Source organism: Streptomyces sp. NPDC012827, from assembly GCF_042900905.1.
In the GTDB taxonomy this organism is placed as follows: domain Bacteria; phylum Actinomycetota; class Actinomycetes; order Streptomycetales; family Streptomycetaceae; genus Streptomyces; species Streptomyces gulbargensis.
Window position 1 is genome coordinate 490,762 of sequence record NZ_JBIBBY010000005.1, and the last position, 24,731, is coordinate 515,492.

Here is a 24,731-nt window from a genome sequence, read left to right on the forward strand (position 1 = left end):
TGGCACCGAGTGCCATGCGAAAGGGCCCCGGTGTGGCGTACCGCACCGGGGCCCCTCCGCGTGCGTCAGCGGCGGACCGCGTCCAGCGCGTCGACCATGCCGGCCCCGTAGAAGCCGTTCTTGTCCTTGCCGCCCTCGCAGACGGCGTCGACGGTGCCGTTGCCGTCGATGTCGTACGGGTTGGTGCAGGCGCGGTCGTCGGCCTGCGCGTACAGCAGCGCCTTCAGCGCGGCCGGGCTCGCCTTCGGGTGCGTCGACTTCAGCAGCGCGAGCACGCCGGCGGCGTGCGGCGCGGCCATCGACGTGCCGGCCTTGTAGACGTACCCGCCCTCGACGGTGGTCGAGAGGATGCGGCCGTTGACGGCCGGGGCGTCCGGCGTCTGGTACTCGGTGCGGTCACCGCCCGGGGCGGCGATGTCGACGACGCCCTGGCCGTAGTTCGAGTAGGAGGCCTTCAGGTCCTTGGCGCCGGTCGCGGAGACCGTCACCACGCCCGGCAGCATGGCCGGGTAGTCGAGGCAGACCTTCGGGTCGATGAGCCGGTCGACCTCGGTGCTGTCGTTCGGGCTGCTCTTGTCGAGGATCGAGTCGGCCGCCAGGTCGAACTTGGAGTTGCCGGCCGCCGCGACGTTGACCGTGCCCTTGCGCTCCGCGTAGCGGGACGCGCGGGTGACCGCCTCGATGAGGGCCTTCTGGTCCTCGTCGGTCTTGCAGGCGAACATCCAGGGGTCGGTGTAGTAGCTGTTGTTGGTGATCTCCACGCCGTGCTCGGCCGCCCACACGAAGCCGCAGACCACGGCCTCCGTGTAGAAGAAGCCGGCCGGGGTGGACACCTTGATGCCGGAGACCTTGACGCCGGGGGCGACACCCGTGATGCCGACGCCGTTCTTGGCGGCGGCGATCGTGCCGGCGACGTGCGTGCCGTGGTCGCTCTCGCCCGCGCCCGGGCGCCACGAGCCGGGGGTGGTGTCCGGCTTGCCCGACACGCAGTTGGCGGAGGCGGCGGCGTCGAAGTTCGGCGCCAGGTCGGGGTGGGTGTCGTCGACACCCGTGTCGATGACGCCGACGGTCACGCGCTTGCTGCCGAGCGTCTTCTGGTGGGCCCGGTCCGCCTTGATGGCCGGGAGGTCCCACTGCAGGGGCTCCAGCGGGTCCTGCTCGTCCGAGGCGGTCGCCGCGGCGGCCCGGGCCTCGGCCGGCGAGAGGGCCTGCGCGCCCTCGTCGACGGCGGTGTCGGACTGGACGGAGAGCGGAGCGGTACGGGTGGCACCGGCCGACACGACGCCGCGCGCCTGCCGGATCGTCTTCGCGAAATCGGCGTTCCGCGAGTGGACGACGATCACACCTATCTGGTCGTAGGCGATGACGATCTCACCGCCCGCCGCGGCGATGGCCTTCTTCACCGAGGCGGCGGTCCAGCGGCCCCCCTCGACGTTGACCACGTACGACAGCTTCGGACCGTCGGCCGTCGCGGTGGCCACCGCGGGGGCGTCGCTCAGGTCCGCGGCGGAGGCGGCGCCGGAGGGAAGGAAGCCGAGCGAGGCCGTGAGCGCGAGACCAACAGGCAGGGCAAGAGCCCGGCCGCGCCTCGATCCCAGATGAGCCATGGGTTCTCCACATCATCCGTGTACTGCCCGCGCGGGGTTGCGCTTGGGCAGGTGCATGACGACGGAAGTTATCGCTGTTCATCCCGGGGATTCAATGAGTTGAGAAGACTTCATGAAGAACTGTGCGAAGAAACCATCCGGGTGAACCGCGTCGCTTCCCGCTCCGTGCCGTTGTGCAGGGGAGGAGTTCCGCCCGGAGCCGCGCGCTCCCACCGTGGCGGGACCTCCCGCACCGCCCGTCCGCCCCGCGTCACAAGGAGATTTCCGTGGCCACCGAAGCACCGCCGCCCACGAACGGTACGGAGACCGACAGCGGTCCCGGCCGCCCCACGACGGAGCACTTCGTCGAGGTGCAGAAAAGCCCGGAATTCGGTGAACTGCGCCGTACATACCGTTCCTTCGCCTTTCCGCTGACCGTTGCCTTCATCGCCTGGTACCTGCTGTACGTGCTGCTCTCGAACTACGCGGGCGGCTTCATGGGCATCAAGCTCCTCGGCAACATCAACGTGGCCCTCGTCCTCGGCCTCGGCCAGTTCGCGACCACCTTCCTCATCGCCTGGCTCTACTCCCGGCACGCCGCCGAGCGCCTCGACCCCCGCGCCGAGGCCATCAAGTCCCGCATGGAGGGCGACGCATGAGCACCCCCGTCCTGCTCGCCGCCGACAGCGCCACCACCGAACACCGGCCGCTGATCATCGCCCTGTTCGCCGCCTTCGTCGTCGCCACCCTGGCCATCACCGTCTGGGCCGGCCGGCAGACCCGCAGCGCCGCCGACTTCTACGCCGGCGGAGGCCAGTTCACCGGCTTCCAGAACGGCCTCGCCATCTCCGGCGACTACATGTCCGCCGCGTCCTTCCTCGGCATCAGCGGCGCGATCGCCCTCTTCGGCTACGACGGCTTCCTCTACTCGATCGGCTTCCTCGTCGCCTGGCTCGTCGCCCTCCTCCTGGTCGCCGAACCCCTGCGCAACTCCGGCCGGTTCACCATGGGCGACGTCCTCGCCTACCGGATGCGCCAGCGCCCGGTCCGTACCGCCGCCGGCACCTCCACCATCGTCGTCTCGATCTTCTACCTGCTCGCGCAGATGGCCGGCGCGGGTGTCCTCGTCTCGCTGCTCCTCGGCATCACCAGCGACGGCGGCAAGATCGCGATCGTCGCCCTCGTCGGCGTCCTGATGATCGTCTACGTGACGATCGGCGGCATGAAGGGCACCACGTGGGTCCAGATGGTGAAGGCCGTCCTGCTCATCGCGGGCACCCTCCTCATCACCTTCCTCATCCTGCTGAAGTTCGACTTCAACCTCTCCGACCTGCTCGGCGCCGCCGCCACCAACAGCGGCAAGGGCCAGGCCTTCCTGGAGCCCGGCCTCAAGTACGGCACCAGCGCCGTCTCGAAGCTCGACTTCCTCTCCCTCGGCATCGCCCTCGTCCTCGGCACCGCCGGCCTGCCCCACATCCTGATCCGCTTCTACACGGTGCCGACCGCCAAGGCCGCCCGTAAGTCGGTCAACTGGGCCATCGGCATCATCGGCGCCTTCTACCTGATGACGATCGTCCTCGGCTTCGGCGCCGCCGCCCTGCTCAGCGGCGACACCATCAAGGCGTCCAACAAGGCCGGCAACACCGCCGCCCCGCTCACCGCCCTGGAGGTCGGCGGCGGCGCGGACTCCACCGGCGGCGCGATCCTCCTCGCCGTCATCTCCGCCGTCGCCTTCGCCACCATCCTCGCCGTCGTCGCCGGCCTGACCCTGGCCTCCTCCTCGTCCTTCGCGCACGACATCTACGCGAACGTGATCAAGCGCGGGAAGGCCACCGAGAAGCAGGAGATGCGGGCCGCCCGCTGGTCCACCGTGCTCATCGGCATCGTGTCGATCGCGCTCGGCGCCCTCGCCCGCGACCTCAACGTCGCCGGCCTGGTGGCCCTCGCCTTCGCCGTCGCCGCCTCGGCCAACCTGCCGACGATCCTCTACTCCCTCTTCTGGAAGCGGTTCACCACCCAGGGAGCCCTCTGGTCGATCTACGGCGGACTGATCTCCTCCGTCGTCCTCGTGCTCTTCTCGCCGGTCGTCTCCGGCGGCCCGGCGTCCATGTTCAAGGGCGTCGACTTCCACTGGTTCCCGCTGGAGAACCCCGGCCTGGTCTCCATCCCGCTGGGCTTCCTCCTGGGCTGGCTCGGCTCGCTGCTCTCCAAGGAGGAGCCCGACGTGGGCAAGTACGCCGAACTGGAGGTCAAGTCCCTCACCGGGGTCGGTGTCGCCGCCGCCGTCAAGCACTGACCGGGCGCGGCGGACCGTATACATTCCGCCGTCACCGGCCGGCCGCGTCGTAGAGTTCTACGACGCGGCCGCTCCGGTCCTCGTGACAATCTGCCCTGCTGCTCGCCCGCGCGCTCACGTAGGCTCGGAGACAGAAGCGACACCGGATATCGGGGAGGGGGCCCACGTGCTCATCGACACCTACGGCCGAGTGGCCACTGACCTGCGCGTTTCCCTCACAGACCGGTGCAACCTGCGCTGCACCTACTGCATGCCCGAGGAAGGCCTGCAGTGGCTCGCCAAGCCGGACCTGCTCACCGACGACGAGATCGTCCGCCTGATCCGCGTCGCCGTCACCGACCTCGGCGTCACCGAGGTCCGCTTCACCGGCGGTGAGCCCCTGCTCCGCCCCGGCCTCGTCGGGATCGTCGAGCGCTGCGCCGCCCTCGAACCCCGCCCCCGGATGTCGCTGACCACCAACGGCATCGGGCTCAAGCGCACCGCCACCGCCCTCAAGGCCGCCGGGCTCGACCGGGTCAACGTCTCCCTCGACACCCTGCGCCCCGACGTCTTCAAGACCCTCACCCGCCGCGACCGGCACCGGGACGTCCTCGACGGCATGGCCGCCGCCCGCGACGCCGGCCTCACCCCGGTCAAGGTCAACGCCGTCCTCATGCCCGGACTCAACGACGACGAGGCCCCCGACCTCCTCGCCTGGGCCATCGAGCAGGGCTACGAGCTCCGCTTCATCGAGCAGATGCCCCTCGACGCCCAGCACGGCTGGAAGCGCGACGGCATGATCACCGCCGGCGACATCCTGGCGTCCCTGCGCACCCGCTTCACCCTCACCGCCGAAGGGGCCGAGGAGCGCGGCTCCGCCCCCGCCGAGCGCTGGACCGTCGACGGCGGCCCCCACACGGTCGGCGTCATCGCCTCCGTCACCCGGCCCTTCTGCCGGGCCTGCGACCGCACCCGGCTCACCGCCGACGGACAGGTCCGCACCTGCCTCTTCGCCACCGAGGAGACCGACCTGCGGGCCGCCCTCCGCTCGGACGCCGACGACGCCGCACTCGCCGCGATCTGGAAGCGGGCGATGTGGGGCAAGAAGGCCGGCTCGGGCCTCGACGACCCGAGCTTCCTCCAGCCCGACCGACCGATGTCAGCGATCGGCGGCTGACTCCCACTCGCCCAGCGGGACGACGTCCTTCAGAAAGCCCCGTACCCCCAGGAACTGGGAGAGGTGCTCGCGGTGCTCCTCGCACGCGAGCCACGTCTTGCGCCGCTCGGGCGTGTGCAGCTTGGGGTTGTTCCACGCCAGCACCCAGACGGCGTCGGCGTGGCACCCCTTGGCGGAACAGATCGGCTTCTCGTCGCTCACGGGACCTTGGATCACGCGATCATTGGATCACACGAACGGCGTCCGGCAAGGGCGATGCCGAGCAGCCACGGGGGGAGCTGCCCGGCATCGGTCCGTCGCTCCGACGGGGGATGCGGAGCGCGTAGGAAGTATGTCACGGCACCTGGGGTGCGGTGCAGCGGAACGTCATGATTGATCTGAGCTTTTCTTGAGCTTTCCCGGCCCCGCCCCGGCGGTCCGCCGGCCCGTCAGTCACGGGTGTACGGACGCTCCGCGCCGGCCTCCGCCACCGTTTCGCCCGGACCGAGTGCCGGACGCACCGGAGCCGGTACGAAGGTGGAGGGGAGCGACGGCGCCGACTCGCGCCCCGCGTTGGCGATCACCACCGCCACATAGGGCAGCAGCACACCCAGCGCCAGCGCCACCACGGCCACGTGCCGCTCCACGTTCCACAGCACCGCCGCCGCGATCACCGACAGCGTCCGCACCGTCATCGAGATGACGTACCTCCGCTGCCTGCCCCGGACGTCGTCCGCGAGGCCCTGCCGGGCCCCGGTGATCCGGAAGACCTCGGTCCCGCCACGCTTCCGCATCGCCTTCCACCACCCACCGCTCGCGCCGGAGCCTCCCCGGTCCGGACCTTCTTCCACGGTACGCCGGGCCCGCGGAACGTACGAGGCCGGGGCACGGATGGCGGCGCCCGACATGCGCCGTACGGTGGACGGGCCGAGACTGGGCCCACATGCGTGAAAAGCGTCGTATCAGGAGGCGACCATGCACTGGCTCTGGGCAATCATCGTGGGTCTCGTCCTCGGTCTGATCGCCAAGGCGATCCTGCCGGGGAAGCAGCAGATCCCCCTGTGGCTGACCGCCGTCTTCGGCATCCTCGGCAGCATCCTCGGCAACGCCGTCGCCACGTGGATCGGCGTCAACGACACCAAGGGCATCGACTGGACCCGTCACCTGCTCCAGCTCATCGGCGCCGTCGCCGTGGTCGGAGTGGGCGACATGCTGTGGGCCTCCATGAAGGGCAGCCGGCGACGCGCCTGAGCGGGCCGCGGCGACCGGGACCCCGGCGGCCGCGGCGCCCGCGCACGAGAACCGGGAGGCCCGGTACGGCACCTCATGTGCCGTACCGGGCCTCCCGGCCGTGTCCCGCCGTCCGCGCGGCCGGGCTCAGCCCTCCGCGCCGGCGAACTCGATCGCCGCCAGGTTCTTCTTGCCGCGCCGCAGCACCAGCCACCGGCCGTGCAGCAGCTCCTCCGGCGCCACCACGGCGTCCTCGGCGGTCACCTTCACGTTGTTCACGTACGCGCCGCCCTCCTTCACCGTGCGCCGCGCCGCCGACTTGCTCGGTACGAGACCCACCTCGGCGAACAGGTCCACGACCTGGCCCAGCTCGGACACGCGCGCGTGCGGCAGCTCGGACAGCGCGGCGGCCAGCGTCGCCTCGTCCAGCTCCGCCAGCTCGCCCTGACCGAACAGCGCCTTCGAGGCCGCGATCACGGCCGCGCACTGCTCGGCCCCGTGCACCAGCGTGGTCAGCTCCTCGGCCAGCGCGCGCTGCGCCGCCCGGGCCTGCGGCCGCTCGGCCGTCTGCGCCTCCAGCTCCTCCAGCTCCTCACGGGACCGGAAGGACAGGATCCGCATGTAGGTGGAGATGTCGCGGTCGTCCACGTTCAGCCAGAACTGGTAGAAGGCGTACGGCGTGGTCATCTCCGGGTCCAGCCAGACGGCACCGCTCTCGGTCTTGCCGAACTTGGTCCCGTCCGCCTTGACCATCAGCGGGGTCGCCAGCGCGTGCACCTCGGCACCCGGCTCCAGCTTGTGGATCAGGTCCAGACCCGCCACCAGGTTGCCCCACTGGTCGCTGCCGCCCTGCTGGAGCGTGCAGCCGTAGCGGCGGTACAGCTCCAGGAAGTCCATGCCCTGGAGCAGCTGGTAGCTGAACTCGGTGTAGCTGATGCCCTGCTCGGACTCCAGCCGGCGGGCGACGGAGTCCTTGGTCAGCATCTTGTTGACCCGGAAGTGCTTGCCGATGTCCCGCAGGAACTCGATCGCCGACATCCCGGCGGTCCAATCCAGGTTGTTCACCATGACCGCCGCGTTCTCCCCCTCGAAGGAGAGGAACGGCTCGATCTGCGAACGCAGCCGGTTCACCCAGTTCGCGACCGTCTCCGGATCGTTCAGCGTCCGCTCGGCCGTCGGCCGCGGGTCGCCGATCTGCCCGGTGGCCCCGCCGACCAGCGCCAGCGGCCGGTGCCCGGCCTGCTGGAGCCGGCGGACCGTGAGCACCTGCACGAGGTGCCCGACGTGGAGACTGGCCGCGGTCGGGTCGAAACCGCAATAGAACGTGACGGGACCGTCCGCGAGAGCCTTGCGCAGGGCGTCCTCATCGGTGGACTGGGCGAAAAGCCCGCGCCACTTCAGCTCGTCGACGATGTCCGTCACGGTCGTCAGTCTCCTCGGATCTGGTAGGGATGTGCGCTTCAGTCTAGGCGGGTCAGACCCCCTGGCTGACCGAGCTCATGTTGAAGTCCGGCACCCGCAGCGCGGGCATCGCGGCCCGGGTGAACCAGTCGCTCCACTCGCGCGGCAGCGTCTTCTCCGTCCGGCCCGCCTCCGAGGCCCGCGACAGCAGGTCCACCGGCGACTCGTTGAACCGGAAGTTGTTCACCTCGCCGACGACCTCGCCGTTCTCGACGAGGTACACGCCGTCCCGGGTCAGGCCGGTCAGCAGCAGCGTCGCCGGATCGACCTCGCGGATGTACCAGAGGCAGGTCAGCAGCAGGCCCCGCTCGGTGGCGGCCACCATCTCCTCCAGCGACCGCTCCCCGCCGCCGTCCAGGATCAGGTTCTCGATCGCGGGCGCCACGGGCAGGCGGGTGAGCCCCGCGGAGTGCCGGGTCGTGACCAGCCGCTCCAGCTTCCCGTCCCGCACCCACTCCGTCGGTGCCAGCGGCAGACCGTTGTCGAAGACCGACGAGTCGCCCCCGGAGGAGTGCGCGATCACGAACGGCGCGGACTCCAGGCCCGGCTCGTTCGGGTCGCTGCGCAGGGTCAGCGGCAGCGGGGACAGCGTCTCCCCGAGCCGCGTCCCGCCACCCGGCTTGGAGAAGACCGTACGGCCCTCCGCCGCGTCCCGGCCCGCCGACGACCACATCTGGGAGATCAGCAGGTCGGCCACGGCCGTCGGCGGCAGCAGCGTCTCGTACCGCCCGGCCGGCAGCTCGATCCGCCGCTGGGCCCAGCCGAGCCGGGTCGCCAGGTCCGCGTCCAGCGCCGCCGGGTCCACGTCCTTGAAGTCCCGCGTCGAGCGCCCCGCCCACGCCGAACGTGAGCGGTCCGGCGACTTGGCGTTGAGCTCCAGGGTGCCGGTCGGCTGGTCGTGCCGGAGCCGCAGCCCCGCCGACGTGCCCAGGTAGGTGGAGGTCAGCCGGTGGTGGGCGAAGCCGTACAGTTCCCGGCCGCCCGCCCGGGCCCGCGCGAAGGCCTCCCCGAGCGCGGGCGCGAAGTCCGCGAAGACCGCCGAGGACGTCTCGGCCGGCGCGTCCGTGAAGTCGGGCGAGGCCGGCACGTCCCGCACCAGCGGCTGCGCGTCCTCCGCCGGGCCCGCCGCTCGCGCCGCCTCCTCGGCGGCCCGCACCAGCGGCTCCAGGTCCTCCGCCGTGACGGCCGACCGGGACACCACTCCGGACGCGGTGCCCTCGCTCCCGTCGACCGTGGCGATCACGGTGAGCGTCCGGCCCCGGGTGACCCCGTTGGTGGTGAGCGCGTTGCCCGCCCAGCGCAGGTTCGCCGAGGACTCCTCGTCCGCGATCACGACACACCCGTCGGCGCGGGACAGCTCCAGGGCCCGTTCGACGATCTCGTACGGCTTGCTGACGCGGCTCATCGACCGGCCTCCTGCGTCGTGTTGAGAATGTTGACACCCCGGAACAGGGCGGAAGGGCAGCCGTGCGAGACCGCCGCGACCTGCCCCGGCTGGGCCTTGCCGCAGTTGAAGGCGCCGCCGAGGACGTACGTCTGCGGGCCGCCGACCTGCTCCATCGAGCCCCAGAAGTCCGTCGTCGTCGCCTGGTACGCGACGTCCCGCAGCTGCCCGGCCAGCCGGCCGTTCTCGATGCGGAAGAACCGCTGCCCGGTGAACTGGAAGTTGTACCGCTGCATGTCGATCGACCAGGACCGGTCACCGACCACGTAGATCCCGCGCTCCACACCGCCGATCAGGTCCTCCGTCGACAGACCGCCCGGGTCCGGCCGGAGCGACACGTTCGCCATGCGCTGCACCGGCACGTGCGCGGGGGAGTCCGCGAAGGCGCACCCGTTGGAGCGGCCGAGCCCCGTCAGCTTCGCGATCCGCCGGTCCAGCTGGTAGCCGACGAGCGTGCCGTCCTTCACCAGGTCCCAGGTCTGCGCCTCGACGCCCTCGTCGTCGTAGCCGATGGTCGCGAGCCCGTGCTCGGCGGTCCGGTCGCCCGTCACGTTCATGACCGAGGACCCGTACGTCAGCTTGCCGAGCTGGTCGAAGGTGGCGAAGGAGGTGCCCGCGTACGCCGCCTCGTACCCCAGCGCCCGGTCGAGCTCGGTCGCGTGCCCGATCGACTCGTGGATCGTCAGCCACAGGTTGGACGGGTCCACGACCAGGTCGTAACGCCCGGCCTCCACGCTCGGCGCCCGCATCTTCTCGGCGAGCAGCCCCGGAATCTCCTCCAGCTCCTTGTCCCAGTCCCAGCCGGTGCCCGTCAGGTACTCCCAGCCCCGGCCGACCGGCGGCGCGATCGTCCGCATCGAATCGAACTCACCGGTCGTGCCGTCCACGGCCACGGCCGTGAGCTGCGGGTGCAGCCGCACCCGCTGCTGGGTGGTGACGGTGCCCGCCGTGTCCGCGTAGAACTTGTTCTCGTGCACGGTGAGCAGCGAGGCGTCGACGTGCGCCACCCCGTCCGCCCGCAGCAGCCGCGCGCTCCAGTCGGCGAGCAGCGCGCTCTTCTCCTCGGAGGGGATCGTGAAGGGGTCGATCTCGTACGAGGAGACCCACACCTTGTCCGCGTGCACCGGCTCGGCGGCCAGCTCCACGTACTCGTCCGACCCGGCCGCCGCGATCACCTGCGCGGACAGCTTGGCCATCGCCACGGCCTGCGAGGCCACCCGCGCGGCCGCGTCCATGGTGAGGTCGACCCCCGACGCGAAGCCCCAGGCCCCGCCGTGCACCACGCGGACCGCGTAGCCCAGGTCCGTGTCGTCGGAGGAGCCGGACGGCTTGGCGTCCCGCAGCCGCCACGAGGCGCTGCGCACCCGCTCCAGGCGGAAGTCGGCGTGCTCGGCGCCGAGCGCGCGGGCCCTCGCGAGCGCCGCGTCGGCGAGCGCCCTCAGCGGCAGCGCCGTGAAGGTTTCGTCGATCGTATGGGTCCCAGATGGCACAGCTGTCTCCCTGTCGTGCGATGCCGGTCGCCCCTGATCATGTCGCGCTTTCGGCCGCGCCGCCCGAGGTTTCTGTAGGGACCCGACAGCGACATCCGTACGCGACTGTCAGGGCCCGATTCTCCGGATCGCGGAAGGGCCCGATAGGTTTTCGGTAACCAGACAGCTATCGAAAGGGTGATCCGTTGAGCCGCTCGGTTCTCGTCACCGGAGGCAACCGGGGCATCGGCCTGGCCATCGCCCGCGCGTTCGCCGAGGCCGGCGACAAGGTCGCCATCACGTACCGCTCCGGTGAGCCGCCGGCCGGCTTCCTGGCCGTCAGGTGCGACATCACCGACGCGGAGCAGGTGGAGCAGGCCTACAAGGAGATCGAGGAGAAGCACGGTCCGGTCGAGGTCCTCGTGGCCAACGCCGGCGTGACGAAGGACCAGCTCCTGATGCGCATGTCCGAGGAGGACTTCACGTCCGTCCTCGACACCAACCTCACCGGCACCTTCCGGGTCGTCAAGCGCGCCAACCGCGGAATGCTGCGGGCCAAGAAGGGCCGTGTCGTCCTCATCTCCTCGGTGGTCGGTCTGCTGGGTTCCGCCGGCCAGGCCAACTACGCCGCGTCCAAGGCCGGTCTGGTCGGATTCGCCCGCTCCCTGGCCCGTGAGCTCGGCTCGCGCAACATCACTTTCAACGTCGTCGCGCCCGGCTTCGTGGACACCGACATGACCGCCGTGCTCACCGACGAGCAGCGCGCGGGCATCGTCTCCCAGGTCCCCCTGGGCCGCTACGCGCAGCCGGAGGAGATCGCCGCCGCGGTGACCTTCCTCGCGTCCGACGACGCCTCGTACATCACTGGAGCCGTCATCCCGGTTGACGGCGGATTGGGCATGGGTCACTGATCACATGAGCGGAATTCTCGAGGGCAAGCGCATCCTGATCACCGGTGTGCTGATGGAGTCCTCCATCGCCTTCCACACCGCGAAGCTGGCCCAGGAGCAGGGTGCGGAGATCATCCTCACCGCGTGGCCCCGGCCGTCGCTCACCGAGCGCATCGCCAAGAAGCTGCCCCGGCCCGAGAACGTCAAGGTGCTGGAGCTCGACGTCTCCGACGACGAGCACCTCGCCCGCCTGGAGGGCCAGGTCCGCGAGCAGCTCGGCGACCGCCTGGACGGCATCGTCCACTCCATCGGCTTCGCCCCGCAGGACGCCCTCGGCGGCAACTTCCTCCAGACCCCCTTCGAGTCGGTCGCGACGGCCATGCACGTCTCCGCCTTCTCGCTGAAGTCCCTCACCATGGCGCTGCTGCCCCTGATGAACCAGGGCGGCTCGGTCGTCGGCCTGACCTTCGACGCCCAGTACGCCTGGCCGCAGTACGACTGGATGGGCCCGGCCAAGGCCGCTCTGGAGGCGACGAGCCGCTACATGGCCCGTGACCTGGGCAAGCAGAACATCCGCTGCAACCTGATCTCCGCCGGCCCGATCGGCTCGATGGCCGCCAAGTCCATCCCGGGCTTCAGCGAGCTCGCCGCCGTCTGGGACAGCCGCTCGCCGCTGGAGTGGAACCTCGCCGACCCGGAGCCGGCCGGCCGCGGTGTCGTGGCGCTGCTCTCCGACTGGTTCCCGAAGACCACCGGCGAGATCATCCACGTCGACGGCGGTCTGCACGCGATCGGCGCCTGACGCCTGCCCGTCCGGGACCGGCGCCGAGCCGCCCGGCGGTCCGAGGGCCGTACGGTCCGCCTCCTTCGGGGGTGGCCGTACGGCCCTCGCGGCGTCACCGGGCGCTCACCCCGGGGCGCGGGTGTCCGCCGAACGGGTTTCTGACCAGGCGTTTCGCTCCCAAGTCGAAAAGTCACCCGAATCCCCCCAGACTGGTCGGAGCGTGATGTTCCGGCTACTGCCGGGGAGGAGGTACGGACATGCGCGTGATATCCAGCGGCTTCGCCGCGTTCGCCTCGGTCGCCGCCCTGCTCGCCGGGCTCGCCGTCGCCGCCGAGGTCCGCGCCGCACCCGCCCCGGCGGGGGAGTCGGCGGCATCCGTACGGCCCGGGGAGCGCGCGGCCGGGAAGCCCGCGGGCGAGGATCCCGAGAACTTCGGTGCCTCCTGCCGCACGGTCGTCCAGGGGTCCCGCGTCACCGCCTACTGCCGCAACCCGTACCCCGTGACCGACCGGGTCCGCCTCCACGTCGAGTGCGCGCGCTGGTGGGACCTCGACACCGACAGCGCCCCCGTCGACGTGGCCCCCGCCGACTACGCCCGGGTCACCGCGCGCTGCTGGAAGGAGGTCGCGGCCGCCTGGCTCACCCACCAGCCGGTGGAGCCGCCTCCCGCCCGGGGCTCCGCAGGCACATGAACGGGTAGCCGGCCGCCTCCGTGGCGGCCCGCTCCGCGTCCCCGTCCCGGATCGCGTCGACGAGCCGCGCGTGGTCCATGTGGTTCTCCGGCCGCAGCTCCCGCCCCACGTCGTCGCGCAGCCAGTCCCGCAGCACATCGCCCAGGTCCGCGTACAGCTCCGTGAGCACCTCGTTCCCGGACGCGGCGACCACCGCGTGGTGGAAGGCCGCGTCGGCGGTGACGAACCGCTCCGCGTCCCCGGACTCCCACGCCTCCTCCCGCCGTACGAGCAGGGCGTCGAGCTGCTTGAGGTCCCGCTCCGAGCGCCGCAGGGCCGCGAACCGGGCCGCCGCCGACTCCAGCGTCGACCGCAGCTCGGCCACGTGCCGGGGGTCGGAGCCGGCGAAGCGCCGGTGCATGACGCCGGCGAGCTCGCTGGTGGCGACGACGTACGTCCCCGAACCCTGCCGGATGTCGAGCAGACCGTTGTGGGCGAGGGCCCGGACCGCCTCCCGGACGGTGTTGCGGGCGACGCCCAGCTGCTCGACCAGCTCGGGCTCGGTCGGGATCCGGGAACCCACCGGCCACTCGCCGGAGGTGATCTGGTTCCGCAGCTCGGCGATCACCTGATCGGAGAGCCCCGTGCGGCGGGGATGGCCGAGGGCCATTGGAGCACCGTCCCATTCGTTCGAGATTGGACAACCAATCATCCCATGATTCTATGATGGTTCCATGCCAGACGAGCCGAAGACCCTCGACCCCACCGCGCGGCCGGCCGCGATCCCCGCCCCCGCCCCGGCACCCGGGACCACCGCCGGCTCGACCGGAAGCCCTGCCACCGCCGAGGGCGCCCCCGCCCCGGCACCGACGGAGCGCACCCGGCCCGCCCCCGCCGCCCGGCGCTGGACCCTGGGCCTCGTCACCGTCGGACTCGTCCTGGCCGCGCTCAACCTGCGCCCCGCCATCACCAGCCTCGGCGCCCTCCTCGAGGAGGTCAGCGCGAACCTCCACATGAGCGGCACCGTGGCCGGAGTCCTCACCTCCGTCCCGCCGCTCTGCTTCGCGGTCTTCGGCATCACCGCGCCCCGCCTCGCCCGCCGCTTCGGCCCGGCCGCCGTCGTGTGCGCCGGCATGGCCACCATCTTCGCCGGCCTCGCACTCCGGCCCCTCGCCACCGGCACCGCCGCCTTCCTCGCCGCCAGCGCGCTCGCCCTCATGGGCATCGCCGTCAGCAACGTCCTGATGCCCGTCATCGTCAAGCGGTACTTCCCCGACCGCGTCGGCTCCATGACGGGTCTGTACTCCATGGCGCTCGCCCTCGGCACCTCCGTCGCCGCCGCGGCCACCGTCCCGATGACCGACGCCCTCGGCGGCGACTGGCGCCTCGGCCTCGGCGTCTGGGCCGCCCTCGCGGCCCTCGCCGTCCTGCCCTGGCTCCCCGTCCTGCGCGACCGCGACCGTGCCCCGGCCGGGGGGCGGAGCCGGGATCGTACGGGGGAGAGCGGTACGGCTTCCAGCGGTACGGCGCCGGACGCGGGCCCGCGCTCCGAGCCGGGCCCCGGATCCGGCCCGGGTACGATGCCGGGCCGGGGAACGGCCCACGGCTCCGCGCGCGAGGCGCGGGGGACGGACGGCGCCGCCACGGCCCCCGCCCCCGGGGAGGCCCCCGCGCCCCGCGTCACCCGCTCCCGTACCGCCTGGGCGCTCGGCTGCTTCTTCGGCCTCCAGGCCACCGGCGCCTACATCACGATGGGCTGGATGCCGCAGATCTTCCGCGACGCCGGCGTCCCCGCCTCCACCGCGGGCGTGCTCCTCGCCGTCACCATGGTCATGGGCGTCCCCCTGGCCTTCGTCATCCCGCGCCTCGCGACCCGGATGCGGACCCAGGGCCCCATCGCCGTCGCCCTCGCCACCTGCGGCCTCGCCGGCTACACCGGCCTCCTCCTCGCCCCGGCCGCCGGAGCCTGGCTCTGGGCGCTGCTCCTCGGCGTCTCCAACTGCTCCTTCCCGCTCGCCCTCACCATGATCGGCATGCGCTCGCGGACCGGTGCCGGAGTCGTCCGCCTCTCCGCCTTCGCGCAGAGCGTCGGCTACCTCATCTCCATCCCCGGACCCCTCCTCGTGGGCGTGCTCTACCAGCACAGCGGCGGCTGGGGCCTGCCGATCGCCCTCATGGGCGGCCTCATGGTGCCCCAGATGCTCGTCGGCATCCTCGCCGGACGGGACCGGACCGTCGAGGACGAGTGCTGAGATGCGAGACTGGGCCCATGCCAGTCCTCGAACCCAATCCCCAGAACGGCCAGAAGAAGCTGCTCGTCGTGCTCGGCGCGATGCTCGGCATCACGGTCCTCATCGCCGTCGTCGCCACCCTCGCCTCCCCCTGACCGGGCAACCCGCGGGGGCTGTCCCCCCTGTCCCTTAGGGGGCGCGTCTCAGGGACACATGGGTGGATCACCCGATGGGCCGGTGCGCCCGTGATCCCTACGGTGGAGACACCGCGGAAAGCGGATCCCCACCACCCCTCGGAGGCGGCCGTGCCGACGCGCTCGCACAGCAGTGACCCCACCCCGTCCGCGGGCGTCGACACCCGGCTGCCCTGGTGGGCCCTCGCCCTGCCGGTGGCCGCCTTCACCACTCTCCTGCTCCTCGTGTCCGGGCCGGGCGAGACCCACGCGGCCTCCGGGGAAGCGGGGGTCGAGCGGGTCCTGGAGCGCGTCCAGCAAACGCTCTCTCTCCGAGTCAACGGAGCCTGATCCGTGCGAAGCTGGGGACCATGAGCGTCGAAACACCCCGCAGGATCGTGCTGCTCCGGCACGCGAAGGCAGACTGGCCCCAGGTGTCCGACCACGAGCGCCCGCTCGCCGAGCGCGGACGCCAGGACGCCCCCGTCGCGGGCCGCCGGCTCGCCGACGCCGGCCACCGCTTCGACCTGGCCCTCTGCTCGACCGCCGCCAGAACCCGCGAGACGTGGAAACTGGCCGTGCACGAGCTTCCCGAGCGCCCGAGGACCGTCTACGAGGAGCGGATGTACGAGGCCTCGCTCGGCGAGCTCATCGCCCTGCTCAACGAGGTCCAGGACGACGTCCACGACCTGCTGCTCATCGGACACAATCCCGGCATGCACGCCCTCGCCGACGCCCTGTCCGGTGAGGCCGAGGGCGACCTGCTGACCCGTATGAACCGCAGCGGCTTCCCGACCGCCGCCTTCGCCGTGGTCACCTTCGAGGGCACCTGGAAGTCGGTGGAGCACGGCGTGGGCCGCCTCGTGGACTTCTGGGCCCCCCACGCCTGACCCCTGCCCCGACCGCCCCCCGCTCCGCCCGACCGGGCCCGCCGCCTCGCCCGTACGGTCCTCCGAGCCGTACGGCAGGCCTTCCGACCCGTACGCGAAGGGGCCCGGCCGTCTCCCGACGGCCGGGCCCCTCCGCACGCTCCGATCCGGACACTCAGGGCGAGGGCACCTCGCCGCCGTCCGCGGCCTCGACCTCTTCGCGGGTGATCCCCAGCAGGTAGAGCACCGTGTCCAGGAACGGCACGTTCACCGCCGTGTGCGCGGCCTCCCGCACCACCGGCTTGGCGTTGAACGCCACCCCGAGCCCGGCCGCGTTCAGCATGTCCAGGTCGTTGGCCCCGTCACCGATCGCCACGGTCTGCGCCAGCGGCACCCCGGCCTCGGCCGCGAACCGGCGCAGCAGCCGCGCCTTGCCCGCCCGGTCCACGATCTCCCCGGTCACCCGGCCCGTCAGCTTGCCGTCCACGATCTCCAGCGTGTTGGCCTGCGCGAAGTCCAGGCCGAGACGTTCCTTCAGATCGTCCGTGACCTGTGTGAATCCGCCCGAGACCACACCGACCTGGTAGCCGAGCCGCTTCAGCGTACGGATCAGGGTGCGGGCACCGGAGGTCAGCCGGACCTCCGCGCGGACCTTGTCCACCACGGAGGCGTCCAGGCCGGCCAGCAGCGCCACCCGCGCGTGCAGCGACTGCTCGAAGTCCAGCTCGCCGCGCATCGCCGCCGCCGTCACCTCGGCGACCTCGTCCTCGCAGCCCGCGTGCGCCGCGAACAGCTCGATGACCTCGTCCTGGATCAGGGTCGAGTCGACGTCCATGACGACCAGCCGCTGCGCCCGCCGGTGCAGCCCCGCCGACACCACGGCGACATCGACGCCGACCCGGTGCGCCTCGGTGGCCAGGGCGGTGCGCAGCGGTTCCGTCTCGCAGCCCGAGACGGCGAACTCGACCGCCGTCACCGGGTACTTCGCCAGCCGGAAGATGCGGTCGATGTTGCCGCCGGCCCCGGCGATCCTGGCCGCTATGGCCGCCGTCTGCTCGGCCGTCAGCGGGTGCCCGAGCACCGTGACGTGGGAGCGGCCGTGGCCGCGCGGCCGGTTGTCACCCGTGCCCGAGATGATCTCGGCCTGCAGTTTCAGGGACTCGGCCCAGCTGTGCACGGTGGCCCGCAGCTCCCCCTGGGAGGTGACGGTCGGCTCGGTGACGAGCGCGCACAGGACGAGGCGGCCGCGGGAGACGACCTGCTCGATGTCCACGACGTCGACGGAGAAGGCGGCGAGGGTGTCGAAGAGTCCGGCGGTGATCCCGGGACGGTCCTTCCCGAAGATCTTGACGAGAAGGGTGGGAACGTCTGAGTTCTGCGATGCGCTCATGGTGGTTCCACCGTATCGGGCACGGCGTGCCACCCGGCCCCCCGTCCCGCCCAGCGGACACCCGTCCGGTCCCTCACCCCGCCCGCCGGGCCGCGGCCGGGCGGCCCCGGGGGCCCGGCGGAGCGCTCCCGCCCCGGGTCTTCACACGGCCCGACTTCCGGATACGGGACCGGGCCTGAAATAGTTCCCCCCGGATGATTCGCCATCCCTGGACTCCCGGTGACCGGGGGTACATCGGGGGACAAGTAGTGGGGCATGGAGTGCCAGAACTCGTACTGGAATTGAACGGCAGGACCTGGACCCTCGATCCGGCCAGGTCGTACACCCTGGGCCGTGATCCGCAGGGTGACCTGGTCATCGACGACGCCAGGGTCTCGTGGCGCCACGCCACGATCAGCTGGGGCGGCCGGAGCTGGGTCATCGAGGACCACGGCTCCACCAACGGCACCTTCGTCCACGGGCAGCGGATCCAGCAACTGGAGCTCGCCCCGGGCACGGCCGTCCACCTCGGCAACGCCACCGACGGCCCGCGGCTGGATCTCACCGCCGTCGGCCCGGCCGCGCAGCAGGCGCCGATGCCCGCGCAGCAGGCCCACGCCCAGGCCCCTGCCCCGCACGCCCAGGCCCCCGCCGCCCACGGCGCCGCCCCGGCCGACTGGGCCGCCGCGCAGGCGCCGCAGCACCAGGGCTGGCAGCAGCAGGCCCCGCAGCCCGCGGCCGCACCGCCCCAGGTCCCGCACCAGCAGGTCCCGCAGCACCACGCTCCCCAGCAGGTGCCGCAGCAGCAGGGCCCGGCGGGTGGCCACGGCCCCGGCGCCGCGGGGGCGTCGTCGGCCTACGCCGACCGCAGCCCCACCACCTTCCACCAGCTGTCCCTCGGCCACGTGATGCGCATCGGCCGCGCGCTCGAGAACGAGCTGGTCGTCTCCGACCTCCAGGTCTCGCGCCACCACGCCGAGTTCCACGCGACCCCCGACGGCCGCTTCGAGATCCGCGACCTGGGCTCGCACAACGGCACCTACGTCAACGGTCAGCCGATCCCCAAGGGCGGCACCGCCCTCCTCGGCCCCCAGGACATCGTCGGCGTCGGCCACTCCACCTTCCGGATCGTCGGCGGCCAGCTGGAAGAGTTCGTCGACACCGGCTCGGTCTCCTTCTCGGCCCGCCACCTCACGGTCACCGTCGACGGCGGCAAGCAGATCCTCAAGGACGTCAGCTTCGGCGTCCCCGAGAAGTCGCTCATCGGCGTCATCGGCCCCTCCGGCTCCGGAAAGTCCACCCTCCTCAAGGCGCTCACCGGCTACCGGCCCGCCAACGAGGGTGACGTCCTCTACGACAACCGCAGCCTCTACAAGCAGTTCGCCGAGCTGCGCCAGCGCATCGGTCTGGTCCCGCAGGACGACATCCTGCACAAGGAGCTGACCGTCCAGAAGGCGCTGCGCTACGCCGCCAAGCTCCGCTTCCCCGGCGACACCGCCGCCGCCGAGCGCGAGGCCCGCATCGACGAGGTGCTGCGCGAGCTCAAGCTCGACATCCACAAGGAGAAGAAGGTCACCTCCCTCTCCGGTGGCCAGCGCAAGCGCGTCTCCGTCGCCCTGGAGCTGCTGACCAAGCCGTCGCTGATCTTCCTGGACGAGCCCACCTCCGGCCTCGACCCGGGCATGGACCGCGACGTCATGCAGCTCCTGCGCGGCCTCGCGGACGACGGCCGTACGGTCCTCGTCGTCACCCACTCCGTCGCCGAGCTGGGCCTGTGCGACAAGCTCCTCGTCATGGCCCCCGGCGGCTCGGTGGCCTACTTCGGCCCGCCGGACGAGGCGCTGAACTTCTTCGGCTACTCCAGCTGGGCCGACGTCTTCTCCGCCTTCGAGAACTACCGCGACTACGACTGGGCGGGCCGCTGGAAGGGCTCGCAGCACTACCAGCTGTACGCGGCCGACATCGACGCCGTCGCGGCCCAGCCCGTCCAGGTGCCGCAGCAGGCCATGGCCCGCCCGCCCAAGCCCCAGGGCTGGGGCTCCCAGCTGTGGACCCTGATGCGCCGCTACGCCTCGGTCATCGCCTCCGACAAGGGCTTCCTCGCCCTCATGGTGATGCTCCCCGCGGTCATCGGCTCGGTCTCCGTCGTCATCCCCGCGAAGTTCGGCCTGGCCCCGCCCACGCCGCCCGACCGGTGGAACGGCGACGCCGGCATCATCATGCTGATCCTCGCGGTCGGCATGTGCTTCTCCGGCGCGGCCAACTCCGTCCGCGAACTGATCAAGGAACGGGTCATCTACGAACGGGAGCGCGCCACCGGCCTCTCCCGCTCCGCCTACCTGATGTCCAAGGTGATCGTCCTCGGCGTCATCACGGCCTTCCAGGGCGTGATCCTCTGCGCCATCGGCTTCGCCATCCGCGAGCTGCCCGCCGAGGGCCTGATCATGCCGCCGGCCCTGGAGCTCTGCCTGGTCGTCATCGCGCTCGGCCTCACCTCGATGATGGTCGGCCTGGTCATCTCCTCGCTGGTGAAGACCGCCGAGAAGACCATGCCGCTGCTCGTCATGTTCGCGATCGTCCAGGTCGTCTTCACCGGCATCCTGTTCAAGGTCTACGGCTCGCCCGGCCTGGAACAGTTCGCCTGGCTCATGCCGTCCCGCTGGGCCATCGCCGGCGCCGGCACCACGCTCGACCTCGGCCACCTCATGGCGCCGTGGGACCCGAAGAACCCCACCGACCTGGACCCGCTGTGGGAGCACAGCGCCGGCCAGTGGGCCTTCAACGTCGGCGTGCTGCTGTTCATGACCGTCGTCCTCGGCTTCGTCGTGGCCCGGCTGCTGCGCCGCCACGAGCCCGAGGTCATGCGCAAGTGACGACCCCGTGAGTACGCCGAAGGGCGGCACCCCCGCGTGGGGTGCCGCCCTTCGGCGTACGACAGGGGAACCGCGCCGGATCAGTAGGCGCTGTTGACGTTGTCGATCGAGCCGTAGCGGTCGGCCGCGTAGTTGGCGGCAGCGACGATGTTGGCGACCGGGTCGTACTGGTCGAACTTGGTGCCCGGCACGTGGTAGGCCTTGAAGGTCGGGTAGATGACCTGCAGCAGACCCTTGGACGGGACGCCGTTGATGGCGTTGATGTCCCAGTTGTTGATGGCCCGCGGGTTGCCGCTGGACTCACGCATGATGTTCTTGTGCAGGCCGTGGTAGGTGCCCGGGATGTCGTGCTTGTCCATGATGAACAGCGCCTCACGGATCCAGCCGTCGAGGTTGTTCGCGAAGACCGGCGTGCGGGCGGCGGCCCGGCTCGCGGCGGCCTTCGTCGCGGCACGCTTCTTCACGGCGGCCTTGGCACGGGCCTGCGCCTCGGCCTTGGCCTTCGCCTGAGCCTGGGCCTTCGCCTTGGCCGCGGCGGCGGCCTTGGCCTTCGCGGCGGCCTGAGCCTTGGCGGCGGCGGCCTTGGCCTCCGCCTCGGCCGCCTGCTGCGCCTTCAGGCCGACGGTGGCCTGCTGCTCGGTGACGCTGGCGGCCAGCGCCTTGGCCTGCGGGCTCTGGGCGTCGTACGCCCAGGCCACCTGCTGGGTGCCCGCGAGGGCCTGCGGCTCGGTTTCGGTGGAGCCGTTACCGGGGACGAGGGAGAGCGTGAGCGCCGCGGCGCCCAGAGCGGCGACGCCGGCGATCGTGGCCTTGTGGGTCTTCTTCAGACCACGACTGTGGCCAGGGGTGTTCGCAGACATGCAGGACTACCTCTTCGAATCGCTGGGGGTCGTCGCTGGGCCGGGGCGGCGCTGCGCCTGCTCGGCGGCGACGGTGGCAATTCTTAGCGGCCGCAAAATCCTGTGGCAAAGGTGTGACGTACGATCCCCGATAGTGGATCAGGGGCCCGTGCACGGGCCACCCACGCGGCCGCCCGGCCCGCTCACCCCGCACTGATACGGCCTTTACCCCTCCACTAGGGAGATTCGTAAGTGACCTGCGTCCTATGCGCGGGCTCACACCGGCCACCCGACGGTGTCACGGCACGTTGCGCCAGCAATGCGTACAGTGAGCCGCCTCCTCCTAGCGGACGACCCGCCCCGTCAGCCCGTCCGACCTAGGCCGTGTCTTTTGGATCAGGCCGGATCAGGGAGCGGCGTCTGGCGCCGTGCGTCGCAAGGCGGAGGAGGGAGTCCATGCGGAGCATCGGCGACCGACGACGACGCTGGGGGCACCTCCCGTGCCCGAAGGGCCACGGGGGAGAGGCGCGGTGCCAGGCGCCGCGAGCCCGGCAAGATCCGAAAGACACGGCCTAGGTCTCGAGTCCTGCTCCGGGGCCGTCCCCGGGCGGATACGCACCGTCACACCCCGCCGGTACGGTGAGCCCATGAGCCATCGACCGAGCTCCGGCCTGGCCGCCGTGAGCACCGCCCTCCTCGCGATGAGCCGCCATCTGGAGGTGCGCGACGTCCTGAAGACGATCGTCGCCTCGGCCCGCGAGCTGCTCGACGCCGAGTACGCGGCCCTGGGCGTCCCGGACGACCACGGCGGCTTCGCCCAGTTCGTCGTCGACGGCGTCAGCGACGAGCAGTGGCGGGCGATCGGCCCGCTGCCCCGCCAGCACGGCATCCTCGCCTCGATGCTCCACAAGGCCGAGCCCGAGCGCCTCGCCGACGTCCGCCAGGACCCCCGCTTCGAGGGCTGGCCCGACGCCCACCCCGAGATGTCCGACTTCCTCGGCCTGCCGGTCCGTGACGGGGACGGGATCCTCGGCGCCCTCTTCCTCGCCAACAAGCGCTGCTCCCGGCCCGGCGGAGGCTGCGGCTTCACCGAGGAGGACGAGGAACTCCTCGGCATCCTCGCCCAGCACGCCGCCATCGCCCTCACCAACGCCCGCCTCTACGAGCGCAGCCGCGAACTCACCATCGCCGAGGAGCGCTCCCGGCTCGCCCACGAGCTGCACGACGCTGTCAGCCAGAAGCTGTTCTCGCTCCGCCTCACCGCCCAGGCCGCCGCCGCTCTCGTGGACCGCGACCCGGCCCGCGCCAAGGGGGAGCTCCAGCAGGTCGCCGCGCTCGCCGCCGAGGCCGCCGACGAGCTCCGCGCCGCCGTCGTGGAGCTGCGCCCCGCCGCCCTCGACGAGGACGGCCTCGTCCACACCCTCCGTACCCAGATCCAGGTCCTGGACCGCGCCCACACCGCCCGGGTCCTCTTCGACAGCCAAGGGGTACGGGCTCTGCCCGCCGCCCAGGAGGAGGCCGTGCTCCGGGTCGCGCAGGAGGCCCTGCACAACGCCCTGCGCCACGCCGACGCCCGACTCGTCACCGTCTCCCTGGCCCGCGCCGGTCACGGCGCGCGGCTCGCCGTGACCGACGACGGAAAGGGCTTCGACCCCGGTACGGTCCGCAGTGCGGGCCGTCACCTCGGCCTGGTCTCCATGCGGGACCGGGCGAGCGCCGTCGGCGGACGCCTCACCGTGACCTCGGCCCCGGGCCAGGGCACCACGATCGAGATGGAGGTCCCCGGTGGCTGACAAGCCCATTCGCGTCCTGCTCGTCGACGACCACCAGGTCGTCCGCCGCGGACTGCGCACCTTCCTGGAGGTCCAGGACGACATAGAGGTGGTGGGGGAGGCCGCCGACGGCGCCGAGGGCGTCGCCCGTGCCGAGGAGCTCCGCCCCGACGTGGTCCTCATGGACATCAAGATGCCCGGTACCGACGGCATCGAGGCGCTCAAGCGGCTGCGCGGACTCGGCAACCCGGCGAAGGTCCTGATCGTCACCAGCTTCACCGAGCAGCGCACGGTCGTGCCCGCGCTGCGCGCCGGAGCCTCCGGGTACGTGTACAAGGACGTCGACCCCGACGCGCTCGCCGGCGCCATCCGCTCGGTCCACGCCGGTCACGTCCTGCTCCAGCCCGAGGTCGCCGACGCCCTCCTCGCCCAGGACGACCCGCAGGGCGGCACGGGACGCGGCTCGACCCTCACCGAGCGGGAGCGGGAGGTGCTGGGCCTCATCGCGGACGGACGCTCCAACCGGGAGATCGCCCGGGCCCTCGTCCTCTCCGAGAAGACCGTCAAGACCCACGTCTCGAACATCCTGATGAAGCTCGACCTCGCCGACCGCACCCAGGCGGCCCTCTGGGCGGTCCGCCACGGCCTCACCCCCTGACCCCGGCCCCCGGCAGCCGGGGGCGCGCCCGGCGGGCGCCGGCGGCCCTCACGCCCCGGCCCCCTCACACCCCCGCGCCCGGCACCGGGGCTCCCCGGCCCCGCCGGCAGCGGTCAGAATCCCCGCTCCCGCTCCCTCTCCTCCACATAGGAGTTGTACGCGGCGACCTGCGCCCGGCGGGCCACCCGCTCCACCGGCCGCAGCGCCGCGCCCCGCGCCGCCATCTCCGAGGCACTGACCGCGCCCCCGTGGCCGTGGCCGTACGCCAGATCCACCAGGAGACCGATCCGCCGGGCCAGCTCCAGGACGCGGACCGCCCGCGGGGGATAACCGGGGGCCAGCACCTCGCCTCCCGCCTCCGACCGCGCCCGGTACGCCTCCCGTGCCACGTCCGCCGCCGGGCCCGAGGCCGCCACGTCCAGTCGCGTCAGGACCGTCGTCGCCTCCCGCAGGGCCTCCGCCAGCTCTCGCTCCGCCTCACCGAGCGAGGGGACGTCCGCCGGCGGGGCCTCCCGGACCGCCAGGCAGTGCCAGACCACCTCCACGTGCCGGTCGCCCTCGGGCCCGACCTCCGAAACCTCGGGCACGAGACCGTACGGCGCGCCGAAACCGACCACCGCCTCCTCCGCCTCCAGCGCCCGCGCGTTGAACTCCGGCGGACCGCTCAGCCCCAGCGGGTGCCCCGGCGCCGGCAGTGCCACCCGCCACCCGGTCACCCCGAGCCGCCGCAGCCGCCCCAGGGCCAGCGTCAGTCCCACCGGGACCGGCTCACCCGGCAGCCCCGTCACGCGGTGCACCGCGTCCTCCCCTACAACGGCCGACGCCGCCTCGTCCGGCGACACCGCCCCGGCCAGCAGCGCATTGCCCCAGGCGGCCAGACGTCCTGAGCGTGGTTCCGAGAACATCCCACCAGAGTAGGGACTCCGCGCGGGCCCCAGGCGCTCCAAGCACGCCCTAGGGACCGGGCCGCCCCACCGATAA

At 72.0% G+C, this 24,731-nt stretch carries 24 protein-coding genes; 14 read left to right on the forward strand and 10 right to left on the reverse strand.

All coding sequences use genetic code 11. The features are described from left to right. Positions 1–65 precede the first annotated feature (65 nt). Positions 66–1,607 carry a S8 family serine peptidase gene (locus ACFY60_RS14550; RefSeq protein ID WP_388611673.1) on the reverse strand — a complete coding sequence of 514 codons (1,542 nt, stop codon included), beginning with the start codon at positions 1,605–1,607 and terminating at the stop codon, positions 66–68. Between the two features lie 266 nt (positions 1,608–1,873). Between ACFY60_RS14550 and ACFY60_RS14555 the strand changes: the two genes are divergently transcribed. From ACFY60_RS14555 to moaA, 3 genes are all read left to right on the forward strand, one after another. Then, positions 1,874–2,245 carry a DUF485 domain-containing protein gene (locus tag ACFY60_RS14555; protein ID WP_309054298.1) on the forward strand — a complete coding sequence of 124 codons (372 nt, stop codon included), beginning with the start codon at positions 1,874–1,876 and terminating at the stop codon, positions 2,243–2,245. Then, the gene (locus ACFY60_RS14560) at positions 2,242–3,882 is read left to right on the forward strand and encodes a cation acetate symporter (RefSeq protein WP_388611675.1); all 1,641 of its coding nucleotides are present in this window, start codon (positions 2,242–2,244) and stop codon (positions 3,880–3,882) included. The genes ACFY60_RS14555 and ACFY60_RS14560 overlap by 4 nt, the downstream gene beginning before the upstream one ends. Positions 3,883–4,048: 166 nt before the next feature. Further along, complete coding sequence (gene moaA / locus ACFY60_RS14565; protein ID WP_388611676.1) at positions 4,049–5,038, forward strand: GTP 3',8-cyclase MoaA; 990 nt, start codon at positions 4,049–4,051, stop codon at positions 5,036–5,038. Here moaA and ACFY60_RS14570 read toward each other — a convergent pair. Both ACFY60_RS14570 and ACFY60_RS14575 read right to left on the reverse strand, forming a co-directional pair. Beyond that, the gene (locus tag ACFY60_RS14570) at positions 5,021–5,254 is read right to left on the reverse strand and encodes a hypothetical protein (protein WP_309054991.1); all 234 of its coding nucleotides are present in this window, start codon (positions 5,252–5,254) and stop codon (positions 5,021–5,023) included. The genes moaA and ACFY60_RS14570 overlap by 18 nt on opposite strands. 212 nt (positions 5,255–5,466) lie before the next feature. Then, positions 5,467–5,811 carry a DUF3099 domain-containing protein gene (locus ACFY60_RS14575; RefSeq protein ID WP_388611678.1) on the reverse strand — a complete coding sequence of 115 codons (345 nt, stop codon included), beginning with the start codon at positions 5,809–5,811 and terminating at the stop codon, positions 5,467–5,469. Between the two features lie 181 nt (positions 5,812–5,992). Between ACFY60_RS14575 and ACFY60_RS14580 the strand changes: the two genes are divergently transcribed. Next, positions 5,993–6,268: a GlsB/YeaQ/YmgE family stress response membrane protein gene (locus ACFY60_RS14580; RefSeq protein WP_345280649.1), complete on the forward strand. Its 276-nt coding sequence runs from the start codon at positions 5,993–5,995 to the stop codon at positions 6,266–6,268. 126 nt (positions 6,269–6,394) lie between these two features. Here ACFY60_RS14580 and tyrS read toward each other — a convergent pair whose 3' ends face one another. The 3 genes from tyrS to ACFY60_RS14595 are packed head-to-tail and all read right to left on the reverse strand — an operon-like array spanning position 6,395 to position 10,621. Next, the gene (gene tyrS / locus ACFY60_RS14585; protein ID WP_388611680.1) at positions 6,395–7,669 is read right to left on the reverse strand and encodes a tyrosine--tRNA ligase; all 1,275 of its coding nucleotides are present in this window, start codon (positions 7,667–7,669) and stop codon (positions 6,395–6,397) included. 52 nt (positions 7,670–7,721) lie between these two features. Beyond that, entirely contained in the window at positions 7,722–9,113 is a 1,392-nt protein-coding gene (locus ACFY60_RS14590; RefSeq protein ID WP_388611682.1) for a metallopeptidase TldD-related protein, read from the reverse strand. Then, positions 9,110–10,621, reverse strand: coding sequence for a TldD/PmbA family protein (locus ACFY60_RS14595; RefSeq protein ID WP_388611755.1), 1,512 nt, complete (start codon positions 10,619–10,621; stop codon positions 9,110–9,112). The genes ACFY60_RS14590 and ACFY60_RS14595 overlap by 4 nt, the downstream gene beginning before the upstream one ends. Before the next feature lie 206 nt (positions 10,622–10,827). Between ACFY60_RS14595 and fabG the strand changes: the two genes are divergently transcribed. From fabG to ACFY60_RS14610, 3 genes are all read left to right on the forward strand, one after another. After that, positions 10,828–11,532 (forward strand): 3-oxoacyl-[acyl-carrier-protein] reductase, encoded by a 705-nt coding sequence (gene fabG / locus ACFY60_RS14600; RefSeq protein WP_309053250.1) that lies wholly within the window; start codon positions 10,828–10,830, stop codon positions 11,530–11,532. 4 nt (positions 11,533–11,536) lie between these two features. After that, positions 11,537–12,313, forward strand: a complete 777-nt coding sequence (fabI, locus tag ACFY60_RS14605; RefSeq protein ID WP_388611684.1) for an enoyl-ACP reductase FabI — start codon at positions 11,537–11,539, stop codon at positions 12,311–12,313. A 239-nt stretch (positions 12,314–12,552) separates the two neighbouring features. Beyond that, positions 12,553–12,987: a hypothetical protein gene (locus ACFY60_RS14610; protein WP_388611686.1), complete on the forward strand. Its 435-nt coding sequence runs from the start codon at positions 12,553–12,555 to the stop codon at positions 12,985–12,987. On the opposite strand, the gene ACFY60_RS14615 is transcribed toward ACFY60_RS14610, so the two are convergent. Then, positions 12,935–13,636: a FadR/GntR family transcriptional regulator gene (locus tag ACFY60_RS14615; protein ID WP_388611688.1), complete on the reverse strand. Its 702-nt coding sequence runs from the start codon at positions 13,634–13,636 to the stop codon at positions 12,935–12,937. The genes ACFY60_RS14610 and ACFY60_RS14615 overlap by 53 nt on opposite strands. A 64-nt stretch (positions 13,637–13,700) precedes the next feature. Here ACFY60_RS14615 and ACFY60_RS14620 point away from each other — a divergent pair, with 64 nt between their 5' ends. From ACFY60_RS14620 to ACFY60_RS14635, 4 genes are all read left to right on the forward strand, one after another. Then, positions 13,701–15,218 carry a CynX/NimT family MFS transporter gene (locus tag ACFY60_RS14620; RefSeq protein WP_388611690.1) on the forward strand — a complete coding sequence of 506 codons (1,518 nt, stop codon included), beginning with the start codon at positions 13,701–13,703 and terminating at the stop codon, positions 15,216–15,218. Between the two features lie 17 nt (positions 15,219–15,235). Continuing rightward, entirely contained in the window at positions 15,236–15,352 is a 117-nt protein-coding gene (locus ACFY60_RS14625) for an SGM_5486 family transporter-associated protein (RefSeq protein ID WP_309054261.1), read from the forward strand. A 150-nt stretch (positions 15,353–15,502) separates the two neighbouring features. Then, positions 15,503–15,721: a hypothetical protein gene (locus tag ACFY60_RS14630; protein ID WP_309054262.1), complete on the forward strand. Its 219-nt coding sequence runs from the start codon at positions 15,503–15,505 to the stop codon at positions 15,719–15,721. A gap of 20 nt (positions 15,722–15,741) precedes the next feature. Then, positions 15,742–16,260: a SixA phosphatase family protein gene (locus ACFY60_RS14635; protein WP_388611693.1), complete on the forward strand. Its 519-nt coding sequence runs from the start codon at positions 15,742–15,744 to the stop codon at positions 16,258–16,260. Positions 16,261–16,414: 154 nt separating this feature from the next. Here the strand turns inward: ACFY60_RS14635 and serB are convergent, their stop codons facing one another. Continuing rightward, entirely contained in the window at positions 16,415–17,629 is a 1,215-nt protein-coding gene (serB, locus tag ACFY60_RS14640; protein ID WP_388611695.1) for a phosphoserine phosphatase SerB, read from the reverse strand. A gap of 248 nt (positions 17,630–17,877) precedes the next feature. On the opposite strand from serB, the gene ACFY60_RS14645 reads away from it, so the two are divergent. After that, entirely contained in the window at positions 17,878–20,481 is a 2,604-nt protein-coding gene (locus ACFY60_RS14645; RefSeq protein ID WP_388611696.1) for an FHA domain-containing protein, read from the forward strand. Between the two features lie 80 nt (positions 20,482–20,561). Here ACFY60_RS14645 and ACFY60_RS14650 read toward each other — a convergent pair whose 3' ends face one another. Beyond that, complete coding sequence (locus tag ACFY60_RS14650; RefSeq protein ID WP_388611698.1) at positions 20,562–21,341, reverse strand: transglycosylase SLT domain-containing protein; 780 nt, start codon at positions 21,339–21,341, stop codon at positions 20,562–20,564. Between the two features lie 626 nt (positions 21,342–21,967). Between ACFY60_RS14650 and ACFY60_RS14655 the strand changes: the two genes are divergently transcribed. Together ACFY60_RS14655 and ACFY60_RS14660 are read left to right on the forward strand one after the other, a co-directional pair. Beyond that, entirely contained in the window at positions 21,968–23,113 is a 1,146-nt protein-coding gene (locus ACFY60_RS14655) for a GAF domain-containing sensor histidine kinase (protein ID WP_388611700.1), read from the forward strand. Continuing rightward, positions 23,106–23,750 carry a response regulator gene (locus tag ACFY60_RS14660; protein ID WP_388611702.1) on the forward strand — a complete coding sequence of 215 codons (645 nt, stop codon included), beginning with the start codon at positions 23,106–23,108 and terminating at the stop codon, positions 23,748–23,750. The genes ACFY60_RS14655 and ACFY60_RS14660 overlap by 8 nt, the downstream gene beginning before the upstream one ends. A 113-nt stretch (positions 23,751–23,863) precedes the next feature. Here ACFY60_RS14660 and ACFY60_RS14665 read toward each other — a convergent pair whose 3' ends face one another. Next, positions 23,864–24,655 carry a hypothetical protein gene (locus ACFY60_RS14665; RefSeq protein WP_388611703.1) on the reverse strand — a complete coding sequence of 264 codons (792 nt, stop codon included), beginning with the start codon at positions 24,653–24,655 and terminating at the stop codon, positions 23,864–23,866. Positions 24,656–24,731 lie beyond the last annotated feature (76 nt).